Consider the following 25,322-nt stretch of genomic DNA (forward strand, 5'->3'; position numbering starts at 1 on the left):
GCACTGTTGAGCGGCGGGGCGCGATTGCCTAGTTCGCCGGATATTCGGCGACAACCTGGTCAGTGCCCGCCTGGGTCAGTCCGATCACCTGGTAGGCCTGCTGCTTGCCGCCGACCTCCATGCCCGGTGAACCGGCCGGCATGCCCGGCACGGCGATGCCGAGCAGATCGGTGCGCTGGCTCAGTTCGATGATCTGCGCCGCCGGCACATGGCCCTCGACGAACTTGCCGTCGATCACCGCCGTGTGGCAGGCGGCCAGGCGGGGTGCCACGCCGAGGCGCTGCTTGACGGCGGGCATGTCGGATTCGACATGGTCGATGACCTTGAAGCCGTTGTCTTGCAGATGCGCGACCCATTTCTTGCAGCAGCCACAGTTGGCGTCGCGGTGCACGTCGATGGTCAGCGGCTCGGCGGCCTGCGCCGCGGCGGCGAACAGCAGGGCGGCCAAGGCGCTGGCCTGAATGCCGGCTCGGTAGAGGTTGGATTTAGTGGGCATGCACATGTTCCTTGCCATCGGCGTGGAGGTGGGTCGTGGTTGCTGGCTTTGGCACCTCGGCAGCTATCTTGGTGTCGTGGTGGCTGGCGCCGGGCATCTCGCCGGCATGGTGGTCATCCTCGGCCTGATCGTGATGGCTCATGTCGGCCATTTCGCCGGCGTGGTGATCGTCGCTGGCGCCGCCATGCTGTCCTTCATGGTCGTGCATGTCGGATTCACCGCCGCCGTGCTGGTGGCCGCCGCTGGAGGCGACCAAGGCGCGGTATTGCCGGGCGTCCATCTCCGGCAGCTGCTGCAGGAAGGCGACCATGCCCCAGATGTAGGGGTCGTCCATGCTCTTGCCCCAGGCCGGCATGCCGCTGGCCTTGATGCCGTGCTTGATGGTCCAGAAGGTGGCCGCCGGCTTGCCCTTGTCGCCGACCTCGGTCAGGTTTGGCGGCTCTGGGTAGAGCGCTTGGCTCAACTCGGTTTCGGCGATGCCCGGGGCCAGGTGGCAGCCAACGCACATGGCGTTGTAGTTGCCGGCGCCGGCGCGGATCAGCTCCTGATCGTTCAGGTCGGGCACCGGGATATTGCGTGAGCGCACTTCGATGGAGCGTTCCCGGGCCATGGTCAGAAAGGCGTGGACGATGGGCAGGTGCGGGTCGTCGGCGCCGACGTTGACCAGGCCGAAGTAGGCGCCGGTGGTGACTGCGGCGCTGCCGACGATGCTGGCGGCGACCAGGGTCGTGATTGTTCTCTTCATCTCAGCTCCCTAGAACCACAGCCGGATGCCGGCGACCAGGCGCGCCTCGCTGGCGTCGCCGCCTTCCTCGCGGACCATATCGGCGGTATTGCCGTAGGCGCGGTTCCAGGTGACGCCAACGTAGGGGGCGAACTCGCGGCGGATCTCGTAGCGCAGGCGCAAGCCGACTTCGCTGTTGGCCAGGCCGGAGCCGACGCCGCGCTCGTGGTCGTTCTTGCCGTAGAAGTTCAGCTCGGCGGTGGGCTGCAGGATCAGGCGGTTGGTCAGCAGCATGTCGTAGTCGCCCTCCAGGCGCAGGGCGCTCTGTCCTTGCTCGCCGACGAAGCCGGTGGCCTCGAATTCCAGGCCGTACAGGGGCATGCCCTGGATGCCGAAGGCGCCCCAGGTCTGCGGTGAGCCTGGCTTGAAGTCCTGGCGCACGCCGCCGACCAGCTCCCACCAGGGGCCGATGGCATGGCCCCAGAGCGCCTGCAGCTCGGCCTCCTCGGTCATGCCATTGGTTCGCTCACCCTCCGAGCGCAGCCACAGGCGGTCGATGTCGCCGCCGATCCAGGCGGCGGCATCCCAGCTCAGCACGCTGCCTTCGTCGGCGTTCTGGTACTCCAGTTGTTCGAACAGCAGGAACCAGCTGAGCATCTTGTCGTGCACGGCATGACCGGGCAGCGGCGGGAACGCGGCGGCGCGGTCGGCATCGGTGAGCACCGGGACCGGCGTGCGACTGCTCGTGGTGGGCGTCGGCGCGCTGCTAGCCGGGGCTGCGGCGCCGTGGCCCATCTGGCTGTGGTCCATGGCCTTAGGCTGCTGGGGTGCCGGCTGCACGCTGCCGTGGCCCATGGCCCCGTGGTCCATCTGGCTGTGGTCCATGGCCTTAGGCTGCTGGGGTGCCGGCTGTACGCTGCCATGGCCCATGGCCCCATGGTCCATCTGGCTGTGGTCCATGGCCTTAGGCGGCTGGGGTGCCGGCTGCACGCTGCCGTGGCCCATGGCTCCATGGTCCATCTGGCTGTGATCCATGGCTTTGGGCTGCTTGGGCGATGACTGAGCGCTGCCGTGGCCCATGGCCGAATGATCCATCTGCGCGTGATCCATCTGCTCGGCGGCGCTGGCCATGCCGGCGCCGGTCACGCCCAGGGCGAGCGCCAGGGCGCCGCCGAGCCGTCTTGCTGTGTTCAATGAGTGGTTCATCTCTCGCTTTCCTTACTCGTCCACGCGCACTTCACGGAACATGCCCATTTCCATGTGCAGCAGCAGGTGGCAGTGGTAGGCCCAGCGGCCCAGTGCGTCGGCGGTGACCCGGTAGCTGCGCTTGGAGCCGGGCGGCATGTCGATGGTGTGCTTGCGCACCCGGAAGTTGCCGTTGTCGTCTTCCAGGTCGCTCCACATGCCGTGCAGGTGGATGGGGTGGGTCATCATGGTGTCGTTGACCAGGGTGATGCGCAGCCGCTCGCCGTACTTGAGACGCAGCGGCTCGGCGTCGGAGAACTTGATGCCGTCGAACGACCAGGCGAACTTCTCCATGTGCCCGGTCAGGTGCAGCTCGATGGTACGGCTGGGCTCGCGGCCGTCCGGGTCGGGGAAGGTGCTCTTCAGGTCGGCGTAGGTCAGTACCCGCCGCCCGTTGTCGCGCAGGCCCATGCCCGGGTCGTCGAGCTTGGAGGTGGGCATCATGGTCTGCATGTCGACCAGCGGATTGTTGGTTTCGGAGGCCGGGTGGGATTGCATCTGCCCGCCCATGGCGGCCATGCCTGCCATCTGGCTGTGGTCCATGCCGGCCATGCTGCCATGGTCCATTCCGGCCATCTGGCTATGGTCCATGCCAGCCATGCTGCCGTGATCCATGCCCATGTCGTCCATGCCGATCAGCGGGCGTGGGTCGACCTCGGGCACCGGGGCGCTCAGGCCTTCGCGCACGGCCAGGGTGCCGCGGGCGTAGCCGGTGCGGTCCATGGACTGGGCGAAGATGGTGTAGGCCTCGGCGCTGGCCGGCTCGACTATCACGTCATAGGTTTCCGCCACGGCGATGCGCAGTTCGTCGACGCTGACCGGCTCCACGTGCAGCCCGTCGGCGGCCACCACGGTCATCTTCAGGCCGGGGATGCGCACGTCGAAATAGCTCATGGCCGAGCCGTTGATGAAGCGCAGGCGCAGTTTCTCGCCCGGCTTGAACAGGCCTGTCCAGTTGCCATTGGGCGCCTGGCCGTTCATCAGGTAGGTGTAGGTATAACCGCTGACATCGGCCAGGTCGGTGGGGCTCATCTTCATCTCGGCCCACATCTTGCGGTCGGCCACCGCGGCCGCCCAACCCTGCTCGCTGACGTCGTCGATGAAGTCACCGACCGTGCGCTTGTGGAAGTTGTAGTAGTCCGACTGCTTCTTCAGCTTGGCCATCAAGCGATTCGGGTCTTCATCGGTCCAGTCGGTGAGCATCACCACGTAGTCGCGGTCGTACTGGAAGGGTTCCGGCTCCTTGGCGTCGATGACGATAGCCCCATAGACCCCGGCCTGCTCCTGCAGCCCCGAGTGGCTGTGGTACCAGTAGGTGCCGTTCTGCTGCACCTTGAACCGGTACTCGTACATGCCATCGGGTGCGATGCCGTGGAAGCTCAGGCCCGGCACGCCATCCATGTTGGCCGGCAGGATGATGCCGTGCCAGTGGATCGAGGTGTCTTCGCTCAGGCGGTTGCGCACCCGCAGGGTCACGGTGTCGCCTTCGCGCCAGTGCAGGATGGGGCCCGGCAAGCTGCCGTTGATGGTCATCGCGGTGCGGGCCTTGCCGGTGATGTTCACCGGGCTCTCGCCGATGAACAGCTCGAAGTCGGTGCCCGCCAGCACGGTCGGCTGGCCAGGGCTGGTGACGGCCCACACCGGTGTGCGCCACAGGCCCAGTCCGGCCAGCAGGCCGCCGGCGGTCAGGCCTTTGACGAATGTTCGCCTCGAGGTTTTCGCTTGCATGTCATTCCTGTCCAATCGTTCGCGGTAAACCGGTGCTGGTGCGCAATTGCCTGCAGGCTAGAGGCAGCAGCCGAGCCAGGTGGGGCTGTTGACGCGCTGCCCCACGCTGCTCCGGGTTGCGTCAGTGATGTTGAGAAAGTGCCATAGTCCAACCTTCAGGGCGATTACATTTCTGTAAGGTTGGTCGACGGAGCCGATCAGCACTTGGCGTGTTCGGCCTTTTTCGTCTTGCTTTCGGCCATCGGTGTTGCGCTCTTCTGCTGCTGGGCAACCTGCGTCGAGACCGCTTCAGCCGACTGCATGCGGGCGAAGGTACGGTCGCCGCCGCCCTCGGCCATGGCCAGGGAGGAAAGGCTCAGGGCCGCGATGGCGAAGAGGGTTTTCAGCGTGTTCATGTGGATATCCTCAGTAGCGTTGTGTCGGACCGCCGAGCACTGTGTGCACGATCTGCGGGGTGAGCTTCAGGCTCGAGCCCACCTTAGCCGGCAGCGCCTGTCAGTCCGCTGAGGTAGACATTACGGTTCTGTCAGGATGCGTTTTAATTCTTGAAGGCCCTCCGCTCGTCTCTGTACTGTCATGCTCATGCCTCTCTGGCATATCAGGCAGCGATGCCTGGGTTTCTTTCGGTTGGTTCGGCGAGTGCCGATGCCGACCTCAACGCCAAGCACTCAAGAGAGATAACGATATGTCGAACAAATCTACCGCCAGCACCGGCGCGGCACTGGCACTGGCTGCCGCCAGCCTCTTCAGCACCCTGCCGGCACAAGCGACTGAGCAGGCGCAGACCGCCGAGGTGCAGTGCTTCGGCGTCAACGCCTGCAAAGGCCAGAACGACTGCATGACCGCCACCAATGCCTGCAAGGGGCAAGGCGCCTGCAAGGGCCAGGGTTATCAGCTGATGACCCAGGCCAAGTGCGATGAAGCCGGTGGCAAGGCTGGCGAGTGAAGCCAGGCGGGGGAGTGCCAGTCACTCCCCCGGTCACGGGGCCGAACGGGCAGGCGCCATCCCCTGAACGGCATCCGCTTCAGGCGCTGAGCTGCGTGGGGTAGCCCAGGTCTTCGATCACCGCGCGGATATCCTCCTGGCTCTCGACGCTCGCCACCTTCACCTTGCCGGCCGCTCGATCCACTTCGACCTTGGCCTGGCTGTCCAGGGCCTGGATGGCCTTGGTGATCTTGCTGACACAGCTGCCGCAACCCATTCCGGAAACGTCTAGAGCGAACATAATCAGTCCTCGTGCTGTATGGCACCATTGCCACGACCGCAGCATCGACCCTGACATCGTGGCAAGGTCAAGCCCGGGCTAGCCGGGCATCAGGGCGGGCCATTCTCTCTCAGGATTTCCAGGGCGCGCGCGAGGCTGGCGCGGGATAGCTCGCCCAGATGGTTGCCGACCTGGCGGCCCTCGGCGTCGTAGAACAGCGTGGTCGGCAGGGCCATGGAGCCGACCTGCTGGCCGAGGCGCCCGTCGCTGTCGAGCAGTACGTTGCGCAGCTGGAGGCCGCCGTGGTCGAGGAAGCGACGGATCTCGCCCGGCCCCTCGCCCTGGTTGACGAACAGGAAGGTCAGGGCCGGTTCCCGGGCTTGCGCCTCGGCCAGCACCGGCATTTCCCGCCGGCACGGCGGACACCAGGTCGCCCAGAGATTGATCACCAGCGGTTTGCCCCGGTAGTCCTGCAGTGCGACCGGCGCGCCACTAATGTCGCGCAGCACCAGTTCGGGCAGGCGGGTGCCTTGTTCCAGTGCCTGCCAGGCGAGTGTGCCGATTCCCCAGCTCAGTACCCCGACGGCCAGCGCCACGCCGAGCGGCTTGCGCAGGCCACGGTCGCGCCAGGCCTGCCAGGCGCCCAGCATGAGCGCAGCGAGGACACCGGGCCAGGCGATGAAGCCGCCGTCACGGATGTCCACGACCTTCCACAGCGCGTCTCGGTAGTGCTCGATATAGCTCACCACGAACGCCAGGCGGGCGACCAGCAGGGCCACCAGCAACAGCCGGAACACCTGTTGTTCCGGGTTGCGGCCGCTGGCGCGGCCAGCCCACCAGCCGCTAAGCGTCGCCAGCAGCAAGCTGCCGATCAGCAGCAGGTGGGGTACGCCCAGGGTCAGCGGGCCCAGGTTAACGGTTAACACGCGAGAGCCTCCCGGCTACCAGGATGAGATTGTGCGCGGGCGCGCTGCGCGAATTCCCTCGGGAGCGATAGGTAGCGGCGCTAGCTGCCAGGCCGTCAGGGTGTTCAGTCGCCCAGGCTATCCTCTGCCTTGTCTCGGGGCCAGGTAGAGAGCGCCAGGAAATACAGGAGGATCAGGTTGACGAGCGGCACAATCATCAGCAGCCCCAGCCACTGCGAATACCCGGCCTTTTTGAAGATCAGACAGAATGGCAGGATGATCAGGGCGGCAAAGAGCAGCATCGTCAAAGGCCCGAGTGGCCACATCGTGGTGTCATGCATCGGTCGTCTCCGGGCTATGGGTTGATACATTGGTCGGGTGCAGGGGCGCCCGGCGTCCTCGATCAGTCGATGGCGACCTGCGGTAGGCGCAGGGCATGACTCATTCCCTAGGCTCATGCCTGGTGCTGTCCGATTCGCCATGCTGATGGCGATGACCACCATGATGATGGCCGAACAGGTGCATCAGCGGGCATAGCAGCAGGATCAGGTAGGGCAGAAGCTGCGAGATATGCCCGTAGTGTTCCCGGGCCAGATAGAACAGGGCGATGGCCAGCAGCATCAGCACCACGCCGTTCCTGCTTTTCCAGAAAGGCGTCGTGGGGGCATCGGAGCGAGGTGGCGAGTGGGGCATCAGGCGACTCCCGGGGCGAATTGGGCGCGGCAGGCGGCGCTCCGCGAAGGCAAGCGAACACTTGGACGCCTCATTCACAGCCTAGACAGTGCCCCTGTCAGGCAGCTGATACGGAGATTACATTTGCGTAAGCTGCTGGTTGGTGTGGCCGATTCGCTGCACACTCGCCGTCTTAGCAACCCGGAAAATCGCCCATGAAAATTCTGGTGGCCGAAGATGAGCCCAAGACCGGCATCTACCTGCAGCAGGGCCTCAGCGAGGCCGGCTTCAACGTGGATCGGGTGATGACTGGCACCGAAGCCCTGCAATATGCCCTCGAGCAGCCCTATGACCTGCTGATTCTCGATGTGATGATGCCCGGCCTGGACGGCTGGGAGGTCCTGCGCCTGGTGCGGGCAGCCGGCAAGGCGATGCCGGTGCTGTTCCTCACCGCCCGCGACCGGGTCGAGGACCGGGTCAAGGGGCTCGAGTTGGGCGCCGACGACTACCTGATCAAGCCCTTCGCCTTCTCCGAGCTGCTGGCCAGGGTGCGCACGCTGCTGCGTCGCGGCAACAGCGCGCCGAGCCTGGCCAGCCTGCAGATCGCCGACCTGGAGGTCGACCTGCTCAAGCGCCGGGCCATTCGCGCCGGCAAGCGTATCGACCTGACCGCCAAGGAGTTCGCCCTGCTCGAGCTGCTGCTGCGTCGGCGTGGCGAGGTGTTGCCCAAGTCGCTGATCGCCTCGCAGGTGTGGGACATGAACTTCGACAGCGACACCAATGTCATCGAGGTCGCCGTGCGCCGCCTGCGGGCGAAGATCGACGATGAGTTCGCAGTCAAGCTGATCCATACCGTGCGCGGCATGGGTTATATGCTCGAGGAGCCGGAGTCTTGATCAATCGGCTGTCCCTGACGGCCCGTATGAGCCTGATGTTCATGCTGGCGGTGGCCGCGGTGTTGACTATCGCGGCGCTGAGTTTCAATCGCCTCAGCCAGCATCACTTCGAATTGCTCGATCGTCAGACCCTGGAGGAGAAGCTCGCTTCCACCCAGGGCATCCTCCGGGCGGCGCCCGGCACCGACCTGGCGAAGGCGCGGGGGCAGCTGAATGCGCTGCTGGGCGCGCACCATGATCTGAGCGCGCTGATCCTCGATGGTGACGGCAGCGTGCTGTTCTCCAGTACGGACTCGCTGAGCATCCCGGCGCGGTATCGCCGCTATCCCGAGGCCACGCTGTGGGAGTGGCAGGCCGGCAAGCGCATGTACCGCGGCATCACCGCGCCCGTACCGATAGCGCGCGGCGAGCCGCTGACGGTGCTGCTGGCGCTCGACGTGACCACCCACATGTCGTTCTTCGGCACGTTGCAGCGCTGGTTCTGGTTCGGCCTGGCCATCAGCGCCCTGGTCAGCGCCGGGCTGGGCTGGGTGGTGGCGCGCAGCGGGCTGCGGCCGTTGCGCCGAGTCACCGAGCTGGCGGCATCGATGTCGGCCAAGTCGCTCAATGAGCGCATTCCCCTGGAGCCGGTACCGCTGGAGCTGCAGCAACTGGCGACCTCGTTCAACGCCATGCTGGGCCGGCTGGACGAGGCCTTCGTGCGCCTCTCCAGCTTCTCCGCGGACATCGCCCACGAACTGCGTACACCGCTCAGCAGCCTGATGACCCACACCGAGGTCATTCTCAGCCGCAAGCGCGACGTCGAAGCCTACGAGGAGAATCTTCATTCCAACCTGGAGGACCTCAGGCGCATGGCGCGGATGATCGACGACATGCTGTTTCTGGCCAAGTCGGACAACGGCCTGATCATTCCGCAGCAGCAACCGGTCGCCCTCGAGTCCGTGGTGAGCAAGCTGTTCGACTACTACCAGCTGCTGGCCGACGAGCGAGGGATCACGCTCAGGGTATCCGGGGCGGCCAGCGTCTGCGGCGACCCGCTGATGCTGCACCGGGCGATCTCGAATCTGCTGTCCAATGCCCTGCGCTACACCGCCGAAGGCCAGGTCATCTCGGTGGATATCCGCCAGAGCGATTCGGCTGTCGAACTGGTGGTGGAAAATCCGGGGGAAAGCATTGCCCCGGAACACCTCGAGCGCCTGTTCGACAGGTTCTACCGCGCCGATCCGGCACGCCGGGAGGGCGGGCCGAGCAATGCAGGCCTGGGGCTGGCGATCACCCGCTCGATCGTCGAGGCCCATGGCGGCCGCATCTGGTGTACCTCGATGGATGGACGGACGGCGTTCCACATGGCGTTCGCCAGCTAGCTGCGGGGAATCCAGGTCCTATGCCCAAGGCGAGCCGGCCGTTGGGGCTGGCAGTGCAGTTCCGGCTGCTCATCGGTTGTTGCGACGGCCAGGCAATCCATTCAGAACGAATGGCTGAGCAGCAATCCACCGCCGGAGTCCGGGCTGGCATCGGAGAACCCTTTGAGCGCGTACAGCTGCACCTTCCAGGATGGGCTGAGTCGCTGGCTCAGGAACAGCGTGATCTCCTGGGTCTCGTGGCCATTGGCGGTCACCTTCTGGCGCCAGTCATAGGCCGCGCCCACGGAAGTCGCGGGCGCAAGCCTGGTAACGAAGCCGAGTGAGGCGTAGATCGGGTCGCGAAAGTCCGTGCCCGCTGGGTCGCCGAACTTCTTCCAGCCCAGGGTGGCAAAACCACTGAGCGCACCGAAGCTCCGGGCGAGGTCGATCTGGGCGGAGTAGTCGGTCTTGCCGGTACCGAGGCAGCGATCTTCATCGGCAGTGGGCAGCTTGACCTTGCCGACCAGGTCCAGAAACAGCCCGTCGCCTCGACTGCCGTCCAGCAGTGCATAGCCCGCGCTGGCCACAGTGTCGCCCAGGCCGCTTTCAACGCTGGCGCAGCCCCCGGACAAGGGTTCGCCATCCGGGCCCACCGAGGGATTGCTGATGCGCAGGTAGGGGATGGTCAGTTTGTAGATCAGCGGGCCCGTTTCATACCTGGCGATCACCGGTACATACCAGGTCTCGCTGGTGACGGGCGTCCCATACCGGCCCCGCGAGTAATCCAGGCCCGTTGTCAGCGTGAACGACTCGGCAAGGGCGGGCATGGCCAGGAATACCAGCAGGCCTGGCAGGATCACTCGAACGCCTCTCATGTCTACCTCGTTGCTATCGCGATATCGAAGCCCGGATTTCCAGCGTGGCCCGCCCCGACGCCAGCTTCACCGCGTCCGGCTACCCCGGCTCCCCGGTGGGCCGGGCGGGAACACCATCGCACCCGCTTTAGCTTAGCCGGCTATCTGCTTCGCGCTTCAGCCCGGGCCGGAGCTGTCGACTCGCTCGGGCCTGTCCACGCGCTCTATCCGCTCGATCCGTTCCGGCTTGTCATCGCGATCGATCCGTTCGATCCGTTCGACCCGTTCCGGCTTGTCATCGCGATCTATCCGCTCGATCCGCTCGATCCGCTCGATCCGCTCGACTCGCACGCCGTTCTCGAAGATTTCGATCCGTTCCCGGGTTTCCAGTCGGTCGGCGGATTCACGGATCTCGATCCGCTCGCGACGCTCCAGGTCGCCGGAAGCGGACTCCTCTCTGCGCTCGATTCTCTCCCGGGTCTCGCCGTCATGGCTTCGCACGCGCGACTCAGTGGTGCGTCGGCCAGAACCCGTACTTTCGTGCTGCTCGGTGTCTGTGCTGGACGCGCTGTCTTGGCCCGAACCCTGCTGGCTGGAGGAGAAGGGGCGCTCAGGGGAAAGATCGATGCGCGCGGCCCGGATTTCCCGTTCCTTGCTGAATATGCCGGTCACCCGAATACGCCGGTCGACCGCGAGGTCGCCGACCTGCCCGCCGGAGTAGGCGGTGCTGCGGTCCACATAGGCCGTGAACCCGCCGAGTTCGATGCGATTGCCCTGTTGGCCGCGCACCAGACCCTCCACCAGCGCGTTACGCACCCGTCCGGCGAAGGGGATGCCGGGATCGCGCTGCGTACGGGCGACATTCAGCCGCTTGCCGTCCCAGGTCCCGCGCACCAGCACCTCGCCGCTGGGTGCCAGCGGCTTGCTCAGGGCCAGCCCCTGCAGGTCGCCGGCTCGCTGCACGGCGCCGATTGCGCTGACCTGCGTCAGGTTCGGTGCCCGATCAATCCGGCTGGCAACCACTTCGCCCCGGGCATTGCGCAGGCCGCTGACCCGTACCGGCTCGCCGATGCGCAAGCCTTGCGCTACCCGGGCCCCCGGCGCGAGGTGAACAGGTTGCTGCATTACGCGCAGCGCGGCGGCGCCCGCCTGTGCATCCGTAATCGGACCTTCATAGGCGTGCAGGATGGCGATGCTGCGTGCCCGCAGCCCGTGGGGCGAAGCGCTGGCCTCCACCGCCACCACCTGGCCGACGGCCAGCCTGTCGGTGCTGGCGGGGGCGCCGTTCTCACTGAGCGCAACCGCGGAGTCGAAGTGCACTTCCACGCCATTGACGCAGATGGAGCCAAAGCCGGTGATGGTGCCCACAATGCCCGTGCCGCCCATTCCGCCCTCATCGGCAGGCGCACCGGTGCCGCCGATGCCGCCGGTGGCAACGGCGCCCGTGCCGCCCATGCCGCCCGGATCAATGCAGGCGGGAGCCGCGCTCAGCGGCGTCGAGGCGAGCAGCAAGGGTCCGCATAGGAAAGCGATCGCGTACAGGAGGCGAGAAGCAGTGCTCATGACGAACTGGCCTTGGTCGGTGGGACGCCTGGCGGCGGGCTGGGTTCAGTGTAGAAATACAGGCCGATGGTGATGCGCTGCCGGGCGTCCGGGGCCGGAGCGTCCCGCTCCTCCAGTTCGGCGGCCAACTGGTTGAAGCCGATCAGCACCTGCATGCCTTCGGCCTGAACGGCTTCGCGCAGTTGGCAAACCGCGGCGGGGGACAGGCTGTCGTAGTGGACGCTGCGCTCGAAGAAGGGCGCCCCGCTCTCTGTCAGGTTGTGCACGGCGGCGCAGGCATGGTCGTGCAGGTTGTGTTGGAAGTAGGCGGCCTTCTCGTCAAACCCCTTTTGTGGGATGAACGCCTTGGTCTCCAGGTGGACGCGGTCCTGGTCGTCCAATCGCACGACGCCCAGGCGCAGCCACTCGTCGAGCACGACGCGGGCACGAATATCCTTGCTGACTTGAGCCACCAGCGCGTCGAACGAGCACTGGTCATTCGTGCTGGCCAGGCGCGCCAGGGGCAGCGGACTGCCGGGTCGCTCGCAGAAGGGTGTGCTGTTCAACCAGACACTGACCAGGTGGGCCCCGAACGAGATGATTTCGGGCAGCGCAACGTCCGGCTCGTCCGCCTTGGCCCGCAGGCGCCGGACATCCTTGCGATGCACGCCGGTCAGCAGGCTGACCCGGCTGTCGGTCGGGGGCTTGTCGTCGAGACGAAACTCGCGCTCGGCAACATCGACGAATATCGCCTTGAGCAACTCGGCAAAGCCGTTATAGGTGACCCCCTTCTTGAGCATCAGCCTCACCAATGGGCGCATCACGTGTTGCAGCGCCGGCAGCAGAGAAGGGGGCAGAGTGGGCATTCGCATGTACGGCTTACCTTGGGACATTGGTGTGCGGGGAGGCTTTCTGAGCGCCCGGGCCGCGGTTTCGCTTTGCCATTTTCCGCGCCTGCACCTTCATCGCCTAGGGTGTTGCAGCCATTTGGGTCAGCGGCCCGGTTGCTCGTGTGCGGATCAGGGTTTTGCTGCACACCACTGGAGAGTAAGGTGCCACGGCCTCCGATACGCCGTGTCGCGCGACGCGACTCGGCCCTCAAACGCCCCGGTACCGCTCCATCAGTGGGCCAGCGAACTCATTCCAGAGCGCGCTGGCCCAGCTGCCCTGCCTCGGCCAGGTCGACATCCGGTGCCTTGGGGCGCCGCCTGATTCCGCCGTCAAACGACGACTCCGCCGCTCGCCCGAGGGGGCTTAGTTGCTGGTCGGGGCCGCCGCACTCGACGCGCTCACCAGGTCTTCGAGTGCTTCTCTGGCTGCGTCGGCTGCGTCCTCAGCCGCTTCTCTGGCTGCGTCGGCAGCGTCTTCGGCAGCCTCCCGGGCTGCGTCGTCGGCGTCGTCGTCAGGCCCTCTGGCCGCATCTGCCTCGGCCTTGGCGGCGTCCCGGGCCGCATCAGCCTCGGCCTTGGCGGCGTCCCTGACAGCATTTGCCTGGGCTTTGGCAGCATCCCGCGCGGCATCTGCCTCGGCTTCCGGTACGCCAGCCGCTCGGGCAGCGTCCCGGTCTGCGTCTGCGGCATCTCTGGCGGCGTCCCTGGCTGCATCCGCGGCATCTCTGGCCGCGTCTCGGGCTGCATCTGCGGCGTCTCTGGCGGCTTCCCGGGCTCCATCACGGTCATGTCCATGCCCATGACCGTGGCCATCGCCCGAGCCTCCGTGGCCGCTGCCACTATGTCCGCCTCCTCCGTGTCCGCTGCTTCCCGAGCCTCCACTGCCGCCGCTTCCGCTACCTCCGCTTCCGGAGCCGCCGCTTCCAGAGCCACCGCCTCCACCGCCGGAGCCGCCGCTTCCGCTACCTCCACTACCGGATCCACCGCCACTGCCGCCATCCTTGGCGTAGACGCTGGAGAAACCGCCAATGTAATCGGGAACCAGAACCGTTGATGCCGATAGGACTCCGCCAATGGCCAGGGCCAACAAACATTTCTTGAGCAGCATGATGAACCTCCGCTTTGCGTTGCCTGGTTACGTCCGTATCGAAGTCAGCAACCAGTTAATTTCCCGCCGCCCATCGGGCGGTCCGCCAACCAGCGCGGCCAACTATCTGCAGTGAATGGCGACTGCGGTCTCCGCAAGATCCTTCTGAGCCAGCTAGCATCATGGTGTGGGAAATTTTCCCACACCATGAGATTAGACCTGTCAGTCCGAGTGTCAACGACCGATCATCAGGACTCCCCGCGTTGGGGGCTTTCTAGTGCCAGCCCACCACCTCGGGTGGGTTGACCGCGGCAGCCGGTTGCGCGCAGGCGCGATTTTGCCTGGCCTGCTGCCTTGTTGAGGGGGAGGGATGCCGCAGGGTTGAATCAGATGATCAAGATGCAGAAATCGAGCAATAAAAAAGCCGGCTTGTGGCCGGCTTTTAGGGGGTGGTCAGGGCTTATTTTTGGTAAGCCGCGACCGCCTTGTTGATCAGGCCGCGGGCCTCTTCGGCGCCGCCCCAGCCTTCGACCTTGACCCACTTGCCCTTCTCCAGATCCTTGTAGTTCTCGAAGAAGTGCTTGATCTGCTCGATCAGCAGGGCCGGCAGGTCGGTGTATTCCTGAACGTCCTTGTACAGCACGGTCAGCTTGTCGTGCGGTACGGCGACCAGCTTGGCGTCGCCGCCGGCTTCGTCGCTCATGTGCAGCACGCCGACCGGGCGGGCGCGGATCACCGAGCCCGGCGCCACCGGGTAAGGGGTGACCACCAGCACGTCGAGCGGATCGCCGTCGTCGGCCAGGGTGTGGGGGATGTAACCGTAGTTGGCCGGGTAGAACATCGGGGTGGCCATGAAGCGGTCGACCATCAGGCAATCGGTCTCGTGGTCGATCTCGTATTTGATCGGCGCATGGTTGGCCGGGATCTCGATGGCGACGTAGATGTCGTTCGGCAGGTCTTTGCCTGCTGGAATCTTGCTGTAGCTCATGGGGCGACTCCCGGGGATGGGCCAAAAAAGTGGCGCGATTATAGGCACATTCCCCGGCGCTGGCTATGCCGGGCTGTCTAGCCATTGGTGGCGGTCGGCGTCTCTTTGGCGTGGCTACGGTAGTCCGGGTGAGTTTCTTGCAGGCGCTGCAGGCGCGTCAGCGGGTCCTGCCGGTAGAACTGCGCGAGTTGCGCGTAGACCGCCGGAAAGGCCTGGTGCAGGAGGTCCGGGGCGCTGAAGAAGTATTCGCTGGTGACGGCAAAGAACTCCGTCGGGTCTTCGGCGGCATAGGGGTCGATGGCAGTGCTGGCATGGGGATCGGCATCCAGCTGGGTGTTGAGTCGGTCGTAGGCGTCCTGCATGGCGCCGGCCCAGTCCTGGATGCGCATGTCGCGGTGCAGCGGTGGCAGGCCGTTGGCATCGCCGCCGAGCATGTCCAGCTTGTGCGCCAGTTCGTGGATCACCAGGTTGTAGGCGTCCCAGCCGCCACTGGCCTGCACACCGGGCCAGGCAAGAATCACCGGGCCCTGCTGCCAGGCCTCGCCGCTGTGCTCGCCATCCCACTCGTGGACCACGCCGCTGGCGTCGCGGTGGCGCTGCGGGCTGACGAAGTCGTCCGGGTACAGGACGATCTCGTGAAAGCCCTGGTACCAGTTCAGTTCTTCCAGATGCAGCAGCGGCAAGGCTGCCTGGGCGGCCAGGGCCAGGCGATCGACCGTGTCCAGCTCGACGCCGGGCAGGGCGCTGAGGTGCTTGTCATGCAAAAACAGCACGGCGCGCTCTTGCAGCAGGCGGATTTCGTCCTCGCTGAGCCCGTCGAGTATCGGCAGGCGGTGGGTCACGGCGACCCAGGTGTCGGGTTCGACCGGATGACGGGCAAGGATGCGCCGGCGGCGCCAGGCGCGATAGGACCACATGCAGAAACGGCTCGGGTTGGCTGATGGGCCCACCTTAAGCGGCGCCCGGATGGGCGGCAAGTGGCGGCGCGTCGGCACAAAGGCTGCAACGGACTGAGCGACTATGACCGCGAGGAGGACTGGCGATGTCGATAGAACGCCTGGATCATCCTGTCGCGAGCCTGGTGCACGGCCCTGGCATCGACCTGCCGGGCCAGGCCGCGCGGGTGCGCGCGATGTGGCTGGACGGACGCGAGGGGCGTGCGCCGGTGCTGCTGGTGGCCCTGCTCTGGGCGCGCGAGTGCGCCGAAGTGGTGCAAAGCCTGGAGCATTATCTGGATGCGCTGTTCGCCGATTTCCGCTGTACGCCGCAAGGCTGGAGCGAGGCGCAGGCTGCGCGGCAGGTGCTGGCGGCGCTCAACCAGCAGCTGTTTCGCCGGCAGCGCAGTGGTCAGCGGATTCCACAGCTCAATGCCGGGGTGCTGTTGCTGCAAGCAGGCGACGCGCACTTTCTCCAGGCCGGGGCCATTGGTTTGCTGCGCGATCAGGACGGCGTCCTGCATAGCCTGGTCGGGCGCGACGGCCTGCAGCTGGGCGCGCAGGCCGAGCTGGCGCTGGTGCAGCACCGCCTGCCGCTGAGCCCGGGGCAGGTGCTCTTGCTGGCGCCGCAACCGCTGCTCGCGGTAGGCGACCTGCAGGGTTTTCGTGACGGCTGCGTGGCGCTGTCCGGCGAGGGGTTGGCGGCGTTGCTGGCGCCCTGGTTGGGTGCGCCCGGTGCGGCAATGTGCTTGCTGTCCGGCGCTGTGGACAACTCGGCGCCGGCGACTGTTCGGGAGCAGTGGCCGGCGGTGCCGGCGACGGTGGGAATGCGGCTGGATGGCTGGACCCTGCTGGAGGCGTGCCCGTACGGTCCGCCCGGGCGACTCTACCGCGCCCGTGAGGACGGCGGTCGCGAGGGGCTGCTGTGGCTTGCCGAGCAGGCGGCCGATGAGGCCTTCTGGCAGCGCGAATGGGCGCTGCGCCGCAGCCCGGTGGTCAGCCTGCCGCAGGTGCTGTCGCCGCACCAGCCGCGTCGCCATGCCTTTCTCCTGCTCGAGGCGCCGCCTGCCGACGTACAGAGCCTGAGCGACTGGAGCGCCGCCCATGGCAGCCCGGAGGCAACGGCGCTGCTGGTCCTGCTCGATCAGCTGATCGCCGCGGTGCGCGCCCTGCAGCGGCGCGGCATGCAGGGCCTGTGGCTGGACCCGAGGTGCATTCTGGTCAATCCCCAGGGGCAACTGCTGTTGCTGCCGGAGCAGGCCGCGCTGCTGCCCGGGGTGCCCCGTCAGCGCCTGCCGGTCGAGGCGATACCGCTGGCGCCGGAGCTGCGCGGATCGGGCGCGGTGGACGGGCGTGCCGATCAATTCGCCCTGGCCGCGCTGGTCTATTGGCTGTTGGGCGGCCGCTGGCCGGAGGTGGCCTGTGCAGGCACGGGTGAATCGACGCGTTATGTGCCCCTGGCGAGCTTTATGGCCGGGCTGCCGGCGGGGTGGGACGGGGTGCTGGCGCGGGCCCTGGCGCCGCAGCCGGCGGCACGCTTCACGGCGCTGTCCGAATGGCGTCAGGCCTTGCATCAACCCCTGGGGCTGAAACCTGTCGCGCGCGCTCAGGCGCCCCGGCAGGCCTGGCGTCTGGCGCTGGTGGGGGCTCTATTGCTGCAAGTCGGACTGGGTTTGTGGTTCAGCCTGCTGGGCGGGCCTTAGAACGCCTGAGGCCGCACCGGCCCTTGGCCGCATCCCTGCGGCGCTGGCGCAAGCCGAGCGGACGGCTCAGTCGCCGTTGATCGGCAGTACGTAGTTCTTGAACTGAGTGTCTTCGTGGAAGCCGATGGACTCGTAGACTTTCTGTGCCACCTCGTTGTCGCTGCTGGTGGATACACGCATGCGCACGGCGTTGGTCTCCTTGGCCATCTTCTTGGCGGTCTGGATCAGGCGGTCGGCGACCAGCTGGCGGCGGGCATCTTCGGCGACGTAGATGTCGTTGAGAATCCACACGCGCTTGAGCAGCAGCGAAGAGTAGCTGGGGTAGAGCTGGCAAAAGCCGAGCAAACGGTCGTCATCGTCGGCCAGGGCCAGATAGATCACCGACTCCTTGCGGCGCAGGCGGGTCTCCAGGAACTTGCGCGAGGAGTCCGGGTAGGGCAGTTCGCCGTAGAATTCGCGGTACTTGACGAACAGCGGGGTCAGCAGGTCCAGGTGCTCCAGGGTGGCTGGGACTATGCGCATGGCGGCCTCGACTTCAGGGGATTGGGCAGGTGCCGGCAGTGCTGGTGCGATGCCGGTGAACGTGGCGATGCTGCCTAAGGCTTTTTGAAAGCGCAATCTAAGCAAGCGTTTGATCTATGTGCTGAAGGTCGGAGCATAAGGCGAGTGCCTGCCGGCCCGGAGGTGATGTTCGAGGTGGTCGCTGCCGGCCTGGGGGGCATCGAGTCGGCGGCGGAGTTCGGCAGCAGTCGCCCCATGTGAGATCTGCCCATCGTCGATTGTCCGCGGTACATGACCGAGGCCCTGGTGTGCCTGCGCGAGCGGGGCGCGCGGCGGCTGATTGCGACCTTTCTCGAACTGTTGCGGTCTCAGTTGGGCGGCTGAGCCAGGGGCCGCCTCGGCGGCCGCTGTGCTAACCTGCGGCGAGTTTCTACCGGGCCCGATCGGGCCTGTTTCAGGGGTTATCCATGCATATCCATATTCTCGGCATCTGCGGCACCTTCATGGGGTCGCTGGCCGTCCTGGCCAAGGAGCTGGGCCACCGGGTCACCGGTTCCGACGCCAATGTCTACCCGCCGATGAGCACCCAGCTCGAGGCCCAGGGCATCGAGCTGACCCAGGGCTACGACCCGGCGCAGCTGAGCCCGGCGCCGGACCTGGTGGTGATCGGCAACGCGCTGTCGCGCGGCAACCCGGCGGTCGAATATGTGCTCAACCAGGGCCTGCCCTACGTCAGCGGGCCGCAGTGGCTGGCCGACCATGTGCTGCAGGGGCGTTGGGTGCTGGCGGTGGCTGGCACCCACGGCAAGACCAGCAGCTCGAGCATGCTCGCCTGGGTGCTGGAGCATGCCGGCATGAGTCCGGGCTTCCTGATCGGCGGGGTGCCGCAGAACTTCGGCGTGTCCGCACGCCTGGGCGGCACGCCGTTCTTCGTGGTCGAGGCCGACGAGTACGACAGCGCCTTCTTCGACAAGCGCAGCAAGTTCGTCCACTACCGCCCGCGCACCGCCATCCTCAATAACCTCGAGTTCGATCATGCGGATATTTTCCCTGATCTGGCGGCTATCGAGCGGCAGTTCCACCACCTGGTGCGGACCATTCCGGGAGACGGCCTGATTATCCATCCGCGCAGCGAAGCGGCGCTTGCCCGGGTCATCGACATGGGCTGCTGGACCCCGGTGCAGACTACTGGCGAGGACGGTCAGTGGCAGGCGCGCCTGCTCAGCGAGGACGCTTCGCGCTTCGAGGTGCTGTTCGAGGGCAAGCCCGCCGGCATGGTCGACTGGCCGCTGACCGGCCGCCACAACGTCGCCAACGCCCTGGCGGTGCTGGCCGCGGCGCGCCACGTCGGCGTGCTGCCGGAGCTGGGCTGCGCGGCCCTGTGCCTGTTCAAGAACGCCAAGCGGCGCATGGAGAAGGTCGCCGAGGTCCGTGGCGTGACCCTCTACGACGACTTCGCCCATCACCCCACGGCCATCGCCACCACCCTCGACGGGCTGCGCAAGCGCATCGGCGACGGCAAGCTGATCGCCGTCATCGAGCCGCGCTCCAACTCGATGAAGCTCGGTGCCCACCGCGATGGCTTGCCGGCCTCGGTGACCCAGGCCGACTCGGTGTACTGGTACGCGCCGCCCAACCTCGGCTGGGACCTGGCGGCGACCGTCGCATCGAGTTCGGTGCCGACCCAGGTCTGCGACTCCCTGGAGGCGATCATCAAAGGGGTCACGGCCGAGGCCGCGCCCGGCACCCAGGTGGTGATCATGAGCAATGGCGGCTTCGGCGGCCTGCACGGCAAGCTGGCCGCGGCACTGGAGGCATAGGATGAGCGGACCCGAGCGCGTCACCCTGGCGATGACCGGCGCCTCCGGCGCCCAGTACGGCCTGCGCCTGCTCGACTGCCTGGTGCAGGAGGATCGCGAGGTGCACTTCCTGATCTCCAAGGCGGCGCAGCTGGTCATGGCCACCGAAACCGACGTCAGCCTGCCGGCCAAGCCCCAGGCCATGCAGGCCTTTCTCAGCGAATACACCGGCGCCGCCCCCGGGCAGATTCGGGTCTACGGCAAGGAGGACTGGATGGCCCCGGTGGCTTCCGGCTCCGGCGCGCCCGGCGCGATGGTGGTGGTGCCGTGCTCGACCGGCACCTTGTCGGCCATCGCCACGGGGGCCTGCAACAACCTGATCGAGCGTGCCGCCGACGTGGTGCTGAAGGAGCGTCGCCAGCTGATCCTGGTGCCGCGCGAGGCGCCGCTGTCCAGCATCCACCTGGAGAACATGCTCAAGTTATCGAATCTGGGCGTGACCATACTGCCGGCGGCGCCGGGCTTCTATCACCAGCCGCAGACCATCGATGACCTGATCGATTTCGTGGTGGCGCGCATCCTCAACTGCCTGAACATTCCCCAGGACATGCTGCCGCGCTGGGGCGAGCACCATCAGGTCAGCGGCGATGACTGAGCGGGCCGGCCGAGCAGCCCTGGTGCTGCTGGCCATGGCCGTGCTGGGCGGTTGCGCCAGCGTGCGCACCCTGGATGCGGCCAAGCCCGGCGCCCCGGTGATCTACGCCGGCACCCGCCTGGACTGGTATGCGCTCAACGGTGGTTGCTGTCCGGTGGATCGCTTCGGCGCAGAGGCGCCGCCCTATGCTGGCCTCGACCTGCCGGCCAGCGCCCTGCTGGACACCCTGTTGTTGCCCTTCTCCCTGGCCGTCGAGCTGGGCGTGAGCTTGGGTGTCAGTGGCGGCCTGTAGCCGCGCTCACCAGTGTTTCAGCCAGCGGTTCCAGCGGTACAGGCCGCGGGCAAAGCCGTTGTAGCCCCAGCGCGCCAGCAGGTGGACGCCGGGCAGGCGCAGCAGTCGACCGAGCCAGCGTTGGCCACGGGTGCGCTGGAACAGTTCGGCGAAGGCATCCACGCCGACCGCGACGTGCCCTGACTCGTCCTTGAGGTAGAGGCGTTCGCGCACCTGCTCCAGCCCACTGTCCAGCTCCTCGACGGCTTCTGGCCGCTGGTGCACGTCGATCCAGTCGATGGCGCAGCTGGCGCCGCGTGCCATGCGCGCACGCTGGTCCTCGATACCGGCTTTGCAGACCGGGCAGGCGCCGTTGTAGAAAACCCTGAGTTTGCTCATGGAGTTACCCGCCAAACGCAGTTGTCGCAGCCATCAGCCTGGCACGGATCGGCGCCTCAGGCATCCTGCCGCCGGACGAGGAGCAGGACGCGTTGCCCGGGGTTAGGGTTCGATCGCGTCCGGGGTGAGCGGCGGGGCGCCGCCTAGCCGCGCTGCGCTCGACCAGTCCTGCAGGTGTCCCACCACACGGGGTGCGCCAAACAGATAACCCTGGAACCTGTGGCATCCCAGCTGCAGCAGGGCATCGCGCTGCTCCGGCGTCTCCACCCCTTCGGCGATCACCGCCAGCTCCAGGCTGTTGGCCAGGGCAATGATGGTGCGCACGATGATCGCGTCGTTGCTCGACAGCTGCAGGTCATGCACGAAGGAACGGTCGATCTTCAGCTGGTTCAGGGGCAGGCGCTTGAGCTGGCTGAGTGAGGAGTAGCCGGTGCCGAAGTCGTCCAGGGAGAACTGTATGCCCTTGTTCTTGAGCTGGTTCATCTTGACGATCAGGGCGTCGACGTCTTCGACCAGCAGGCTCTCGGTCAGCTCGAGCTCCAGGCGCAGCGGGTTGGCGCCGGTCTCCTCCAGCACGGCCAGTACCTCGTTGACGAAGTCGGGGTGATGAAACTGCCGCGCGCTGACGTTGACGGCCAGGCTCAGTCCCGCCCATTCGGGGTTGCGGGCCCAGGCCGCCAGCTGCTGGCAGGCGCTGCGCAGGACCCACTGGCCCAGGGGCAGGATCAGGCCGCAGCGTTCGGCCGCCGGGATGAACTCCATCGGCGGCACCAGGCCTCGGCTCGGGTGTTGCCAGCGCACCAGCACCTCGGCGCCCAGCAGGCGTCCCCTATGGTCCACCTGGGGTTGATAGTGCAGGACGAAGTCGTTGTGCTGGAGGCCCTTGCGCAGTTCGCTTTCCAGCGTGGTGCGCACGGTGATCCGCGCCTGCATCTCCGGGTTGAAGAACCTGAGGGTATTGCGTCCCGCCGACTTGGCTTCGTACATGGCGAGGTCGGCCCGCTTGAGCAGATCTTCCACCGAGCTGCGGGACTCTGAGAGCAGGGCGATGCCCAGGCTGGCGGTGCAGATATGTTGGCGGCCGAGCAGGGTGTAAGGCTCGGCCAGCGCCTGAAGCGTCTTGCTGGCCACATTCTCGATCTGCGCCAGGGCCTCGTCCGGGCGGGCGCTCAGGTCCTCGATCATCACCACGAACTCGTCGCCGCCCAGGCGTGCGACGGTGTCCTCGGTGCGCGCCTGGCCGCCCAGGCGTTGGGCGACCAGCTGGAGCAGCTGATCGCCGACGTCGTGGCCGAAGGTGTCGTTGAGGTCCTTGAAGTTATCCAGGTCGATGAACAGCAAGGCGCCTTCGCCGCAGCGCCGCGAGCGGCGCACCAGGGCGTGCTGCAGACGATCGAGCAGCAGGCGCCTGTTGGCCAGGCCGGTAAGCGGGTCGTAGAACGCCAGGCGGTGGATTTCGTCGCGGTTCCTCTTGTGCTCGGTGATGTCGGTGGAAATACCGCACAGGGCGTAGATGCTTCCATCAGGATGGCGCAGGGGCAGCTTCACGGAGAGGAAGGTCCGCTCGCCGTCGGTCTTCAGGTTGTGGTTGGTTTCCTCTTTCTCGACCCGTTCGCCGAGCTCCAGCACGCGTCGATCATTGTTCTGCAGGTTGTGGGCGGTGGCCGCGTCGAAAAACTCCTCGTCGGTGTGTCCGACCACTTCCTCCGGGCGCTTGCCGAACAGCTCGCAGACCTTGCGGTTGGCATACTGGTAGCGCAGCTGCTGATCCTTGATGTAGATGTAGGCCTCGACGCTATCGAGGATGGTGTTCAGGCGAGCCTCGCTGGCCCGCAGGTGCCAGGTCTTTTCGGCGACCTGGCGGCGCAACAGCATGGCCCCGCCGAAGGTCGTCAGCAGCAAGGCGATCAGGCCCGCCAGCCCCCACCAGATAGCGGGCGGAACCTGCGTGCGCAAACCTTCCGGTTTCCAGCGCTGCAGGGTCTGGCGGTAGAACGAATCGGGCGCCTGTTCCCAGGCCCGCAACTGCTGGTCGATGGCGCCCAGCAGGTCGGCGTTCGCGCCCTTGCGCGTGGCGTAGAACATGCGCAGCGGCGGGAACATGAGCGGCGTGCCGAACAGACCGTACTCGCCGGCGTAGCGGTCGCCGAACTGCTTGTTGGCCACCGCCGCGTCGGCCAGGCCGCTGCTCACCAGGGCAAAGCCCTGGTCGAGACTGGCGACCGGCAGCAGGGTGGCCCGCAGGTCGCTGCTGGGCAGGAAGCCCAGGAGGTAGTCCTGCTGGATGGAGCCTTCGAGCACGGCGATGCGGCGGTCCTTGAGATCCTCGGGTGACAGCAGCTCGAGGTTCTTGCGGCTGTAGAGCTGCGACCAGCTGTACAGGGCGGGTATGTGGTGGAAGTCGAACCGCTTTGCGCGCTCTTCGCTGTAGGCCACATCGGGCAGCAAATCCAGTTCGCCACGTTGGAGCAGGCTCAGGCAGGTCTGCCAGTCGCAGGGCACGACCCGCAGGCGCCAGTCTTGCTGGCGCGCCATCTCCACCAGCAACTCGCCGAAAATACCGGAAGGCTGGCCGTCGTGGCTCAGGGCGATCTTGGGCAGGTTGTCATAGACCCCGACCCGGACGTCTCGGGGTTGCGCCCAGAGGTCGCAGGCGAGTGCGGACAGCAGGCTCAGGGTACTGGCGATGGCAAGGCGACGGGCGCGGTGGGACAGCATAGGCCGCCTCTCTGAGAATCGCCCATGGTTTAGGGGGTTATCGCATGAGACGATCGAAATAGCAGTAGTGTCAAGTGGCCAAGCTGCTGCGGCCTATTGCGCCCAGCCGGAATACACGTAGGTCATCGGCCTGGGGCCTTTCAGGTAGCGCGTCTGCAACGCCCCGACGTGAAAGCCGCCGGCGGCGATCAGCGCCGGGATATCGCGATCCAGGTGGCAGCCTCCCGCCAGAGGTTTCCAATAAGGCGTCAGACGCTGCTGCCAGCGGACCACGCCGGCGTCCGGCGCCAGGCCGTGTTCGCAGAACAGCAGGCGGCCGCCAGGCTTGAGCACCCGGCGCATTTCCCGCAGCGCGGCCACGGCATCGGGGATGGTGCACAGGGTAAAGGTGCAGACGATGCTGTCGAAGCTGGCGTCGGCGGCCTGGATCTGCCCCAGCTCCAGGGCAATCATTTCCACTGGTATGGCGATCTGCGCGGCGCGCTGTCTGGCCAGCTTCTGCATGGCCGCGCTGGGGTCGACGCCGACGATGGCGCTGACTTGCCGCCCATCGTAGAAGGCCAGGTTGAGGCCGCTGCCGATGCCGATCTCCAGCACCCGGCCATGGGCCTGGGGCACGATCTGCGCGCGCGTCTGCATGACCTCGCCCAGGCCACAGGCGAAGTCGATCAGGTGCGGCAGTAGATAGCGGTCATACAGCTGCATGGCCTTGCCAGCAGCCATCAGACGTCTTCGCCCGGCTCGGGCTCGCCCTCGTCGTGCTCGTTGTCGCCGCTGATGGCGGCGAGACACTTGACCAGATGGCGCTCGTCGCCTTCGCTCAGGCTCCAGCTGTCGTGTTCGGCATCGAAGCTGGCGGCCATCACCGCGCCCAGGGAGAACTGCCAGTGGCGGAGGGTGCGACCGTCCAGGCCTTCGGCCTTGAGCAAGGGTTTGCGCTGACTGTCGGCGCCGGCCGAGCCGGCGCTGACCTGGGCCAGCAATTCGTTGTCCAGGCTGAACTGCCAGGCATACAGGCCGTCGACTTCAAGCATGTCGGCGGCTTGCAGGGCATCGATCAGGCTGCTGTGGGGTGTGCTCATGTCGGGGCTCTTTTCCAGTTCGGGAGGGGCCTAGCGGCCGAGGCGGCGCAGGCGGTCGGACTCGATCACCCGCACGCCGTCGTCTTCTTCCAGGGCCAGGCGCCAGAGGGCGCGGGCCAGCACGGTGGCCTCGATGCCGCCGTACTTGCCGGGCAACCAGCGCAGCAGCGGCGCGGCAAGGCGTTCGCCGAGGCGGAATTCGCGGCGTGGGCCGAGCAGCAGGGACGGCCGCACCAGGGTCAGCTGCGGCCAGTCCTGCGCCATCAGGGCCTGCTCCATTTCACCCTTGATCCGGTTGTAGAACACCGAGGACTGCGGGTCCGCGCCCAGGGCGCTGATCACCAGCAGGTGGCGGGCACCCAGCTCGCGGGCGCGCTCGGCGAAGGCCAGCACCAGGTCATGGTCGACGGCGCGAAAGGCTTCCTGTGACCCGGCCTGCCTGATCGTGCTGCCCAGGCAACAGAACGCCGTGTCGATAGGGCCGCTGAGTTGCGGCAGCGACTCGAGCAGTTCGCCGACCGGGTTGTCCAGGTGCGGGTGCTCGGCCAACGGCCGCCGGCTCGGCGCCAGCACGCGTTCCACCGTGGGCTCGCTGAGCAGGCGGTCCAGCAGGTGCTCGCCGGTCAGTCCGGTGGCGCCGGCGAGAAGGATGCGCTGGGGCGTCAAATACATAGAGTTCGGATC

28 protein-coding genes are annotated in these 25,322 nt (G+C 66.5%); 7 read left to right on the forward strand and 21 right to left on the reverse strand.

The annotated features are described in order from the left end of the window. Nucleotides 1-28 precede the first annotated feature (28 nt). The 5 genes from KDW96_RS15320 to KDW96_RS15340 form a co-directional block, all read right to left on the reverse strand. On the reverse strand, nt 29-496 hold the full coding sequence (locus KDW96_RS15320; RefSeq protein ID WP_255837092.1) for a DUF411 domain-containing protein: 468 nt from the start codon (nt 494-496) through the stop codon (nt 29-31). Continuing rightward, entirely contained in the window at nt 486-1,241 is a 756-nt protein-coding gene (locus KDW96_RS15325; protein ID WP_255837093.1) for a c-type cytochrome, read from the reverse strand. Before KDW96_RS15325 ends, KDW96_RS15320 begins: the two co-directional genes overlap by 11 nt. A 9-nt stretch (nt 1,242-1,250) precedes the next feature. Then, nucleotides 1,251-2,330 carry a copper resistance protein B gene (locus KDW96_RS15330; RefSeq protein ID WP_304665580.1) on the reverse strand — a complete coding sequence of 360 codons (1,080 nt, stop codon included), beginning with the start codon at nt 2,328-2,330 and terminating at the stop codon, nt 1,251-1,253. Between the two features lie 108 nt (nt 2,331-2,438). Further along, on the reverse strand, nt 2,439-4,193 hold the full coding sequence (locus KDW96_RS15335) for a copper resistance system multicopper oxidase (RefSeq protein ID WP_255837094.1): 1,755 nt from the start codon (nt 4,191-4,193) through the stop codon (nt 2,439-2,441). A gap of 197 nt (nt 4,194-4,390) precedes the next feature. Continuing rightward, nucleotides 4,391-4,588, reverse strand: coding sequence for a co-regulatory protein PtrA N-terminal domain-containing protein (locus KDW96_RS15340; RefSeq protein WP_255837095.1), 198 nt, complete (start codon nt 4,586-4,588; stop codon nt 4,391-4,393). Between the two features lie 290 nt (nt 4,589-4,878). Here KDW96_RS15340 and bufA2 point away from each other — a divergent pair, with 290 nt between their 5' ends. Beyond that, a complete protein-coding gene (gene bufA2, locus KDW96_RS15345) occupies nt 4,879-5,139 on the forward strand; it encodes a BufA2 family periplasmic bufferin-type metallophore (protein ID WP_255837096.1) in 261 nt (86 codons plus the stop codon). A 79-nt stretch (nt 5,140-5,218) separates the two neighbouring features. Here bufA2 and KDW96_RS15350 read toward each other — a convergent pair whose 3' ends face one another. From KDW96_RS15350 to KDW96_RS15365, 4 genes are all read right to left on the reverse strand, one after another. Continuing rightward, nucleotides 5,219-5,419: a heavy-metal-associated domain-containing protein gene (locus tag KDW96_RS15350; RefSeq protein WP_255837097.1), complete on the reverse strand. Its 201-nt coding sequence runs from the start codon at nt 5,417-5,419 to the stop codon at nt 5,219-5,221. Between the two features lie 89 nt (nt 5,420-5,508). Further along, the gene (locus KDW96_RS15355; RefSeq protein WP_255837098.1) at nt 5,509-6,324 is read right to left on the reverse strand and encodes a TlpA disulfide reductase family protein; all 816 of its coding nucleotides are present in this window, start codon (nt 6,322-6,324) and stop codon (nt 5,509-5,511) included. 104 nt (nt 6,325-6,428) lie between these two features. Then, the gene (locus KDW96_RS15360) at nt 6,429-6,644 is read right to left on the reverse strand and encodes a hypothetical protein (RefSeq protein ID WP_255837099.1); all 216 of its coding nucleotides are present in this window, start codon (nt 6,642-6,644) and stop codon (nt 6,429-6,431) included. 100 nt (nt 6,645-6,744) lie between these two features. After that, complete coding sequence (locus tag KDW96_RS15365; protein WP_255837100.1) at nt 6,745-6,996, reverse strand: DUF2933 domain-containing protein; 252 nt, start codon at nt 6,994-6,996, stop codon at nt 6,745-6,747. Between the two features lie 194 nt (nt 6,997-7,190). On the opposite strand from KDW96_RS15365, the gene KDW96_RS15370 reads away from it, so the two are divergent. Continuing rightward, nucleotides 7,191-7,871 (forward strand): heavy metal response regulator transcription factor, encoded by a 681-nt coding sequence (locus KDW96_RS15370; RefSeq protein WP_255837101.1) that lies wholly within the window; start codon nt 7,191-7,193, stop codon nt 7,869-7,871. Then, the gene (locus KDW96_RS15375; protein ID WP_255840536.1) at nt 7,871-9,235 is read left to right on the forward strand and encodes a heavy metal sensor histidine kinase; all 1,365 of its coding nucleotides are present in this window, start codon (nt 7,871-7,873) and stop codon (nt 9,233-9,235) included. Before KDW96_RS15370 ends, KDW96_RS15375 begins: the two co-directional genes overlap by 1 nt. A 101-nt stretch (nt 9,236-9,336) precedes the next feature. Here KDW96_RS15375 and KDW96_RS15380 read toward each other — a convergent pair whose 3' ends face one another. From KDW96_RS15380 to KDW96_RS15405, 6 genes are all read right to left on the reverse strand, one after another. Further along, nucleotides 9,337-10,089, reverse strand: coding sequence for a hypothetical protein (locus KDW96_RS15380; RefSeq protein WP_255837102.1), 753 nt, complete (start codon nt 10,087-10,089; stop codon nt 9,337-9,339). Nucleotides 10,090-10,245: 156 nt separating this feature from the next. After that, entirely contained in the window at nt 10,246-11,631 is a 1,386-nt protein-coding gene (locus tag KDW96_RS15385; protein WP_255837103.1) for a DUF5666 domain-containing protein, read from the reverse strand. Beyond that, nucleotides 11,628-12,482, reverse strand: coding sequence for a DUF6502 family protein (locus tag KDW96_RS15390; protein ID WP_255837104.1), 855 nt, complete (start codon nt 12,480-12,482; stop codon nt 11,628-11,630). The genes KDW96_RS15385 and KDW96_RS15390 overlap by 4 nt, the downstream gene beginning before the upstream one ends. A gap of 417 nt (nt 12,483-12,899) precedes the next feature. Continuing rightward, nucleotides 12,900-13,490 (reverse strand): hypothetical protein, encoded by a 591-nt coding sequence (locus KDW96_RS15395; protein ID WP_370295115.1) that lies wholly within the window; start codon nt 13,488-13,490, stop codon nt 12,900-12,902. A 557-nt stretch (nt 13,491-14,047) separates the two neighbouring features. Beyond that, a complete protein-coding gene (gene ppa, locus KDW96_RS15400) occupies nt 14,048-14,575 on the reverse strand; it encodes an inorganic diphosphatase (RefSeq protein ID WP_255837106.1) in 528 nt (175 codons plus the stop codon). 77 nt (nt 14,576-14,652) lie between these two features. Further along, on the reverse strand, nt 14,653-15,492 hold the full coding sequence (locus KDW96_RS15405) for a M90 family metallopeptidase (RefSeq protein WP_255837107.1): 840 nt from the start codon (nt 15,490-15,492) through the stop codon (nt 14,653-14,655). Nucleotides 15,493-15,617: 125 nt separating this feature from the next. Between KDW96_RS15405 and KDW96_RS15410 the strand changes: the two genes are divergently transcribed. Then, nucleotides 15,618-17,213: a protein kinase family protein gene (locus KDW96_RS15410; protein WP_255837108.1), complete on the forward strand. Its 1,596-nt coding sequence runs from the start codon at nt 15,618-15,620 to the stop codon at nt 17,211-17,213. A gap of 66 nt (nt 17,214-17,279) precedes the next feature. On the opposite strand, the gene KDW96_RS15415 is transcribed toward KDW96_RS15410, so the two are convergent. Next, on the reverse strand, nt 17,280-17,735 hold the full coding sequence (locus tag KDW96_RS15415; protein ID WP_255837109.1) for a GNAT family N-acetyltransferase: 456 nt from the start codon (nt 17,733-17,735) through the stop codon (nt 17,280-17,282). Between the two features lie 446 nt (nt 17,736-18,181). Between KDW96_RS15415 and mpl the strand changes: the two genes are divergently transcribed. The 3 genes from mpl to KDW96_RS15430 are packed head-to-tail and all read left to right on the forward strand — an operon-like array spanning nt 18,182 to nt 20,460. Then, nucleotides 18,182-19,534 carry a UDP-N-acetylmuramate:L-alanyl-gamma-D-glutamyl-meso-diaminopimelate ligase gene (gene mpl / locus KDW96_RS15420; protein WP_255837110.1) on the forward strand — a complete coding sequence of 451 codons (1,353 nt, stop codon included), beginning with the start codon at nt 18,182-18,184 and terminating at the stop codon, nt 19,532-19,534. Between the two features lies 1 nt (nt 19,535). Further along, nucleotides 19,536-20,168: a flavin prenyltransferase UbiX gene (ubiX, locus tag KDW96_RS15425; protein ID WP_255837111.1), complete on the forward strand. Its 633-nt coding sequence runs from the start codon at nt 19,536-19,538 to the stop codon at nt 20,166-20,168. Then, on the forward strand, nt 20,161-20,460 hold the full coding sequence (locus KDW96_RS15430; protein WP_255837112.1) for a YceK/YidQ family lipoprotein: 300 nt from the start codon (nt 20,161-20,163) through the stop codon (nt 20,458-20,460). Before ubiX ends, KDW96_RS15430 begins: the two co-directional genes overlap by 8 nt. Before the next feature lie 6 nt (nt 20,461-20,466). Here KDW96_RS15430 and KDW96_RS15435 read toward each other — a convergent pair whose 3' ends face one another. From KDW96_RS15435 to KDW96_RS15455, 5 genes are all read right to left on the reverse strand, one after another. Beyond that, nucleotides 20,467-20,838: a thiol-disulfide oxidoreductase DCC family protein gene (locus tag KDW96_RS15435; RefSeq protein WP_255837113.1), complete on the reverse strand. Its 372-nt coding sequence runs from the start codon at nt 20,836-20,838 to the stop codon at nt 20,467-20,469. Nucleotides 20,839-20,940: 102 nt separating this feature from the next. Continuing rightward, nucleotides 20,941-23,556, reverse strand: a complete 2,616-nt coding sequence (locus tag KDW96_RS15440) for an EAL domain-containing protein (RefSeq protein WP_255837114.1) — start codon at nt 23,554-23,556, stop codon at nt 20,941-20,943. Between the two features lie 93 nt (nt 23,557-23,649). Then, the gene (locus KDW96_RS15445) at nt 23,650-24,261 is read right to left on the reverse strand and encodes a class I SAM-dependent methyltransferase (RefSeq protein ID WP_255840537.1); all 612 of its coding nucleotides are present in this window, start codon (nt 24,259-24,261) and stop codon (nt 23,650-23,652) included. A gap of 17 nt (nt 24,262-24,278) precedes the next feature. Beyond that, on the reverse strand, nt 24,279-24,638 hold the full coding sequence (locus KDW96_RS15450; RefSeq protein WP_255837115.1) for a DUF5629 family protein: 360 nt from the start codon (nt 24,636-24,638) through the stop codon (nt 24,279-24,281). A gap of 30 nt (nt 24,639-24,668) precedes the next feature. Beyond that, the gene (locus KDW96_RS15455; RefSeq protein ID WP_255837116.1) at nt 24,669-25,310 is read right to left on the reverse strand and encodes an oxidoreductase; all 642 of its coding nucleotides are present in this window, start codon (nt 25,308-25,310) and stop codon (nt 24,669-24,671) included. Nucleotides 25,311-25,322: the final 12 nt, after the last annotated feature.

This window comes from Pseudomonas benzenivorans (assembly GCF_024397895.1).
Classification (GTDB): domain Bacteria; phylum Pseudomonadota; class Gammaproteobacteria; order Pseudomonadales; family Pseudomonadaceae; genus Aquipseudomonas; species Aquipseudomonas benzenivorans_A.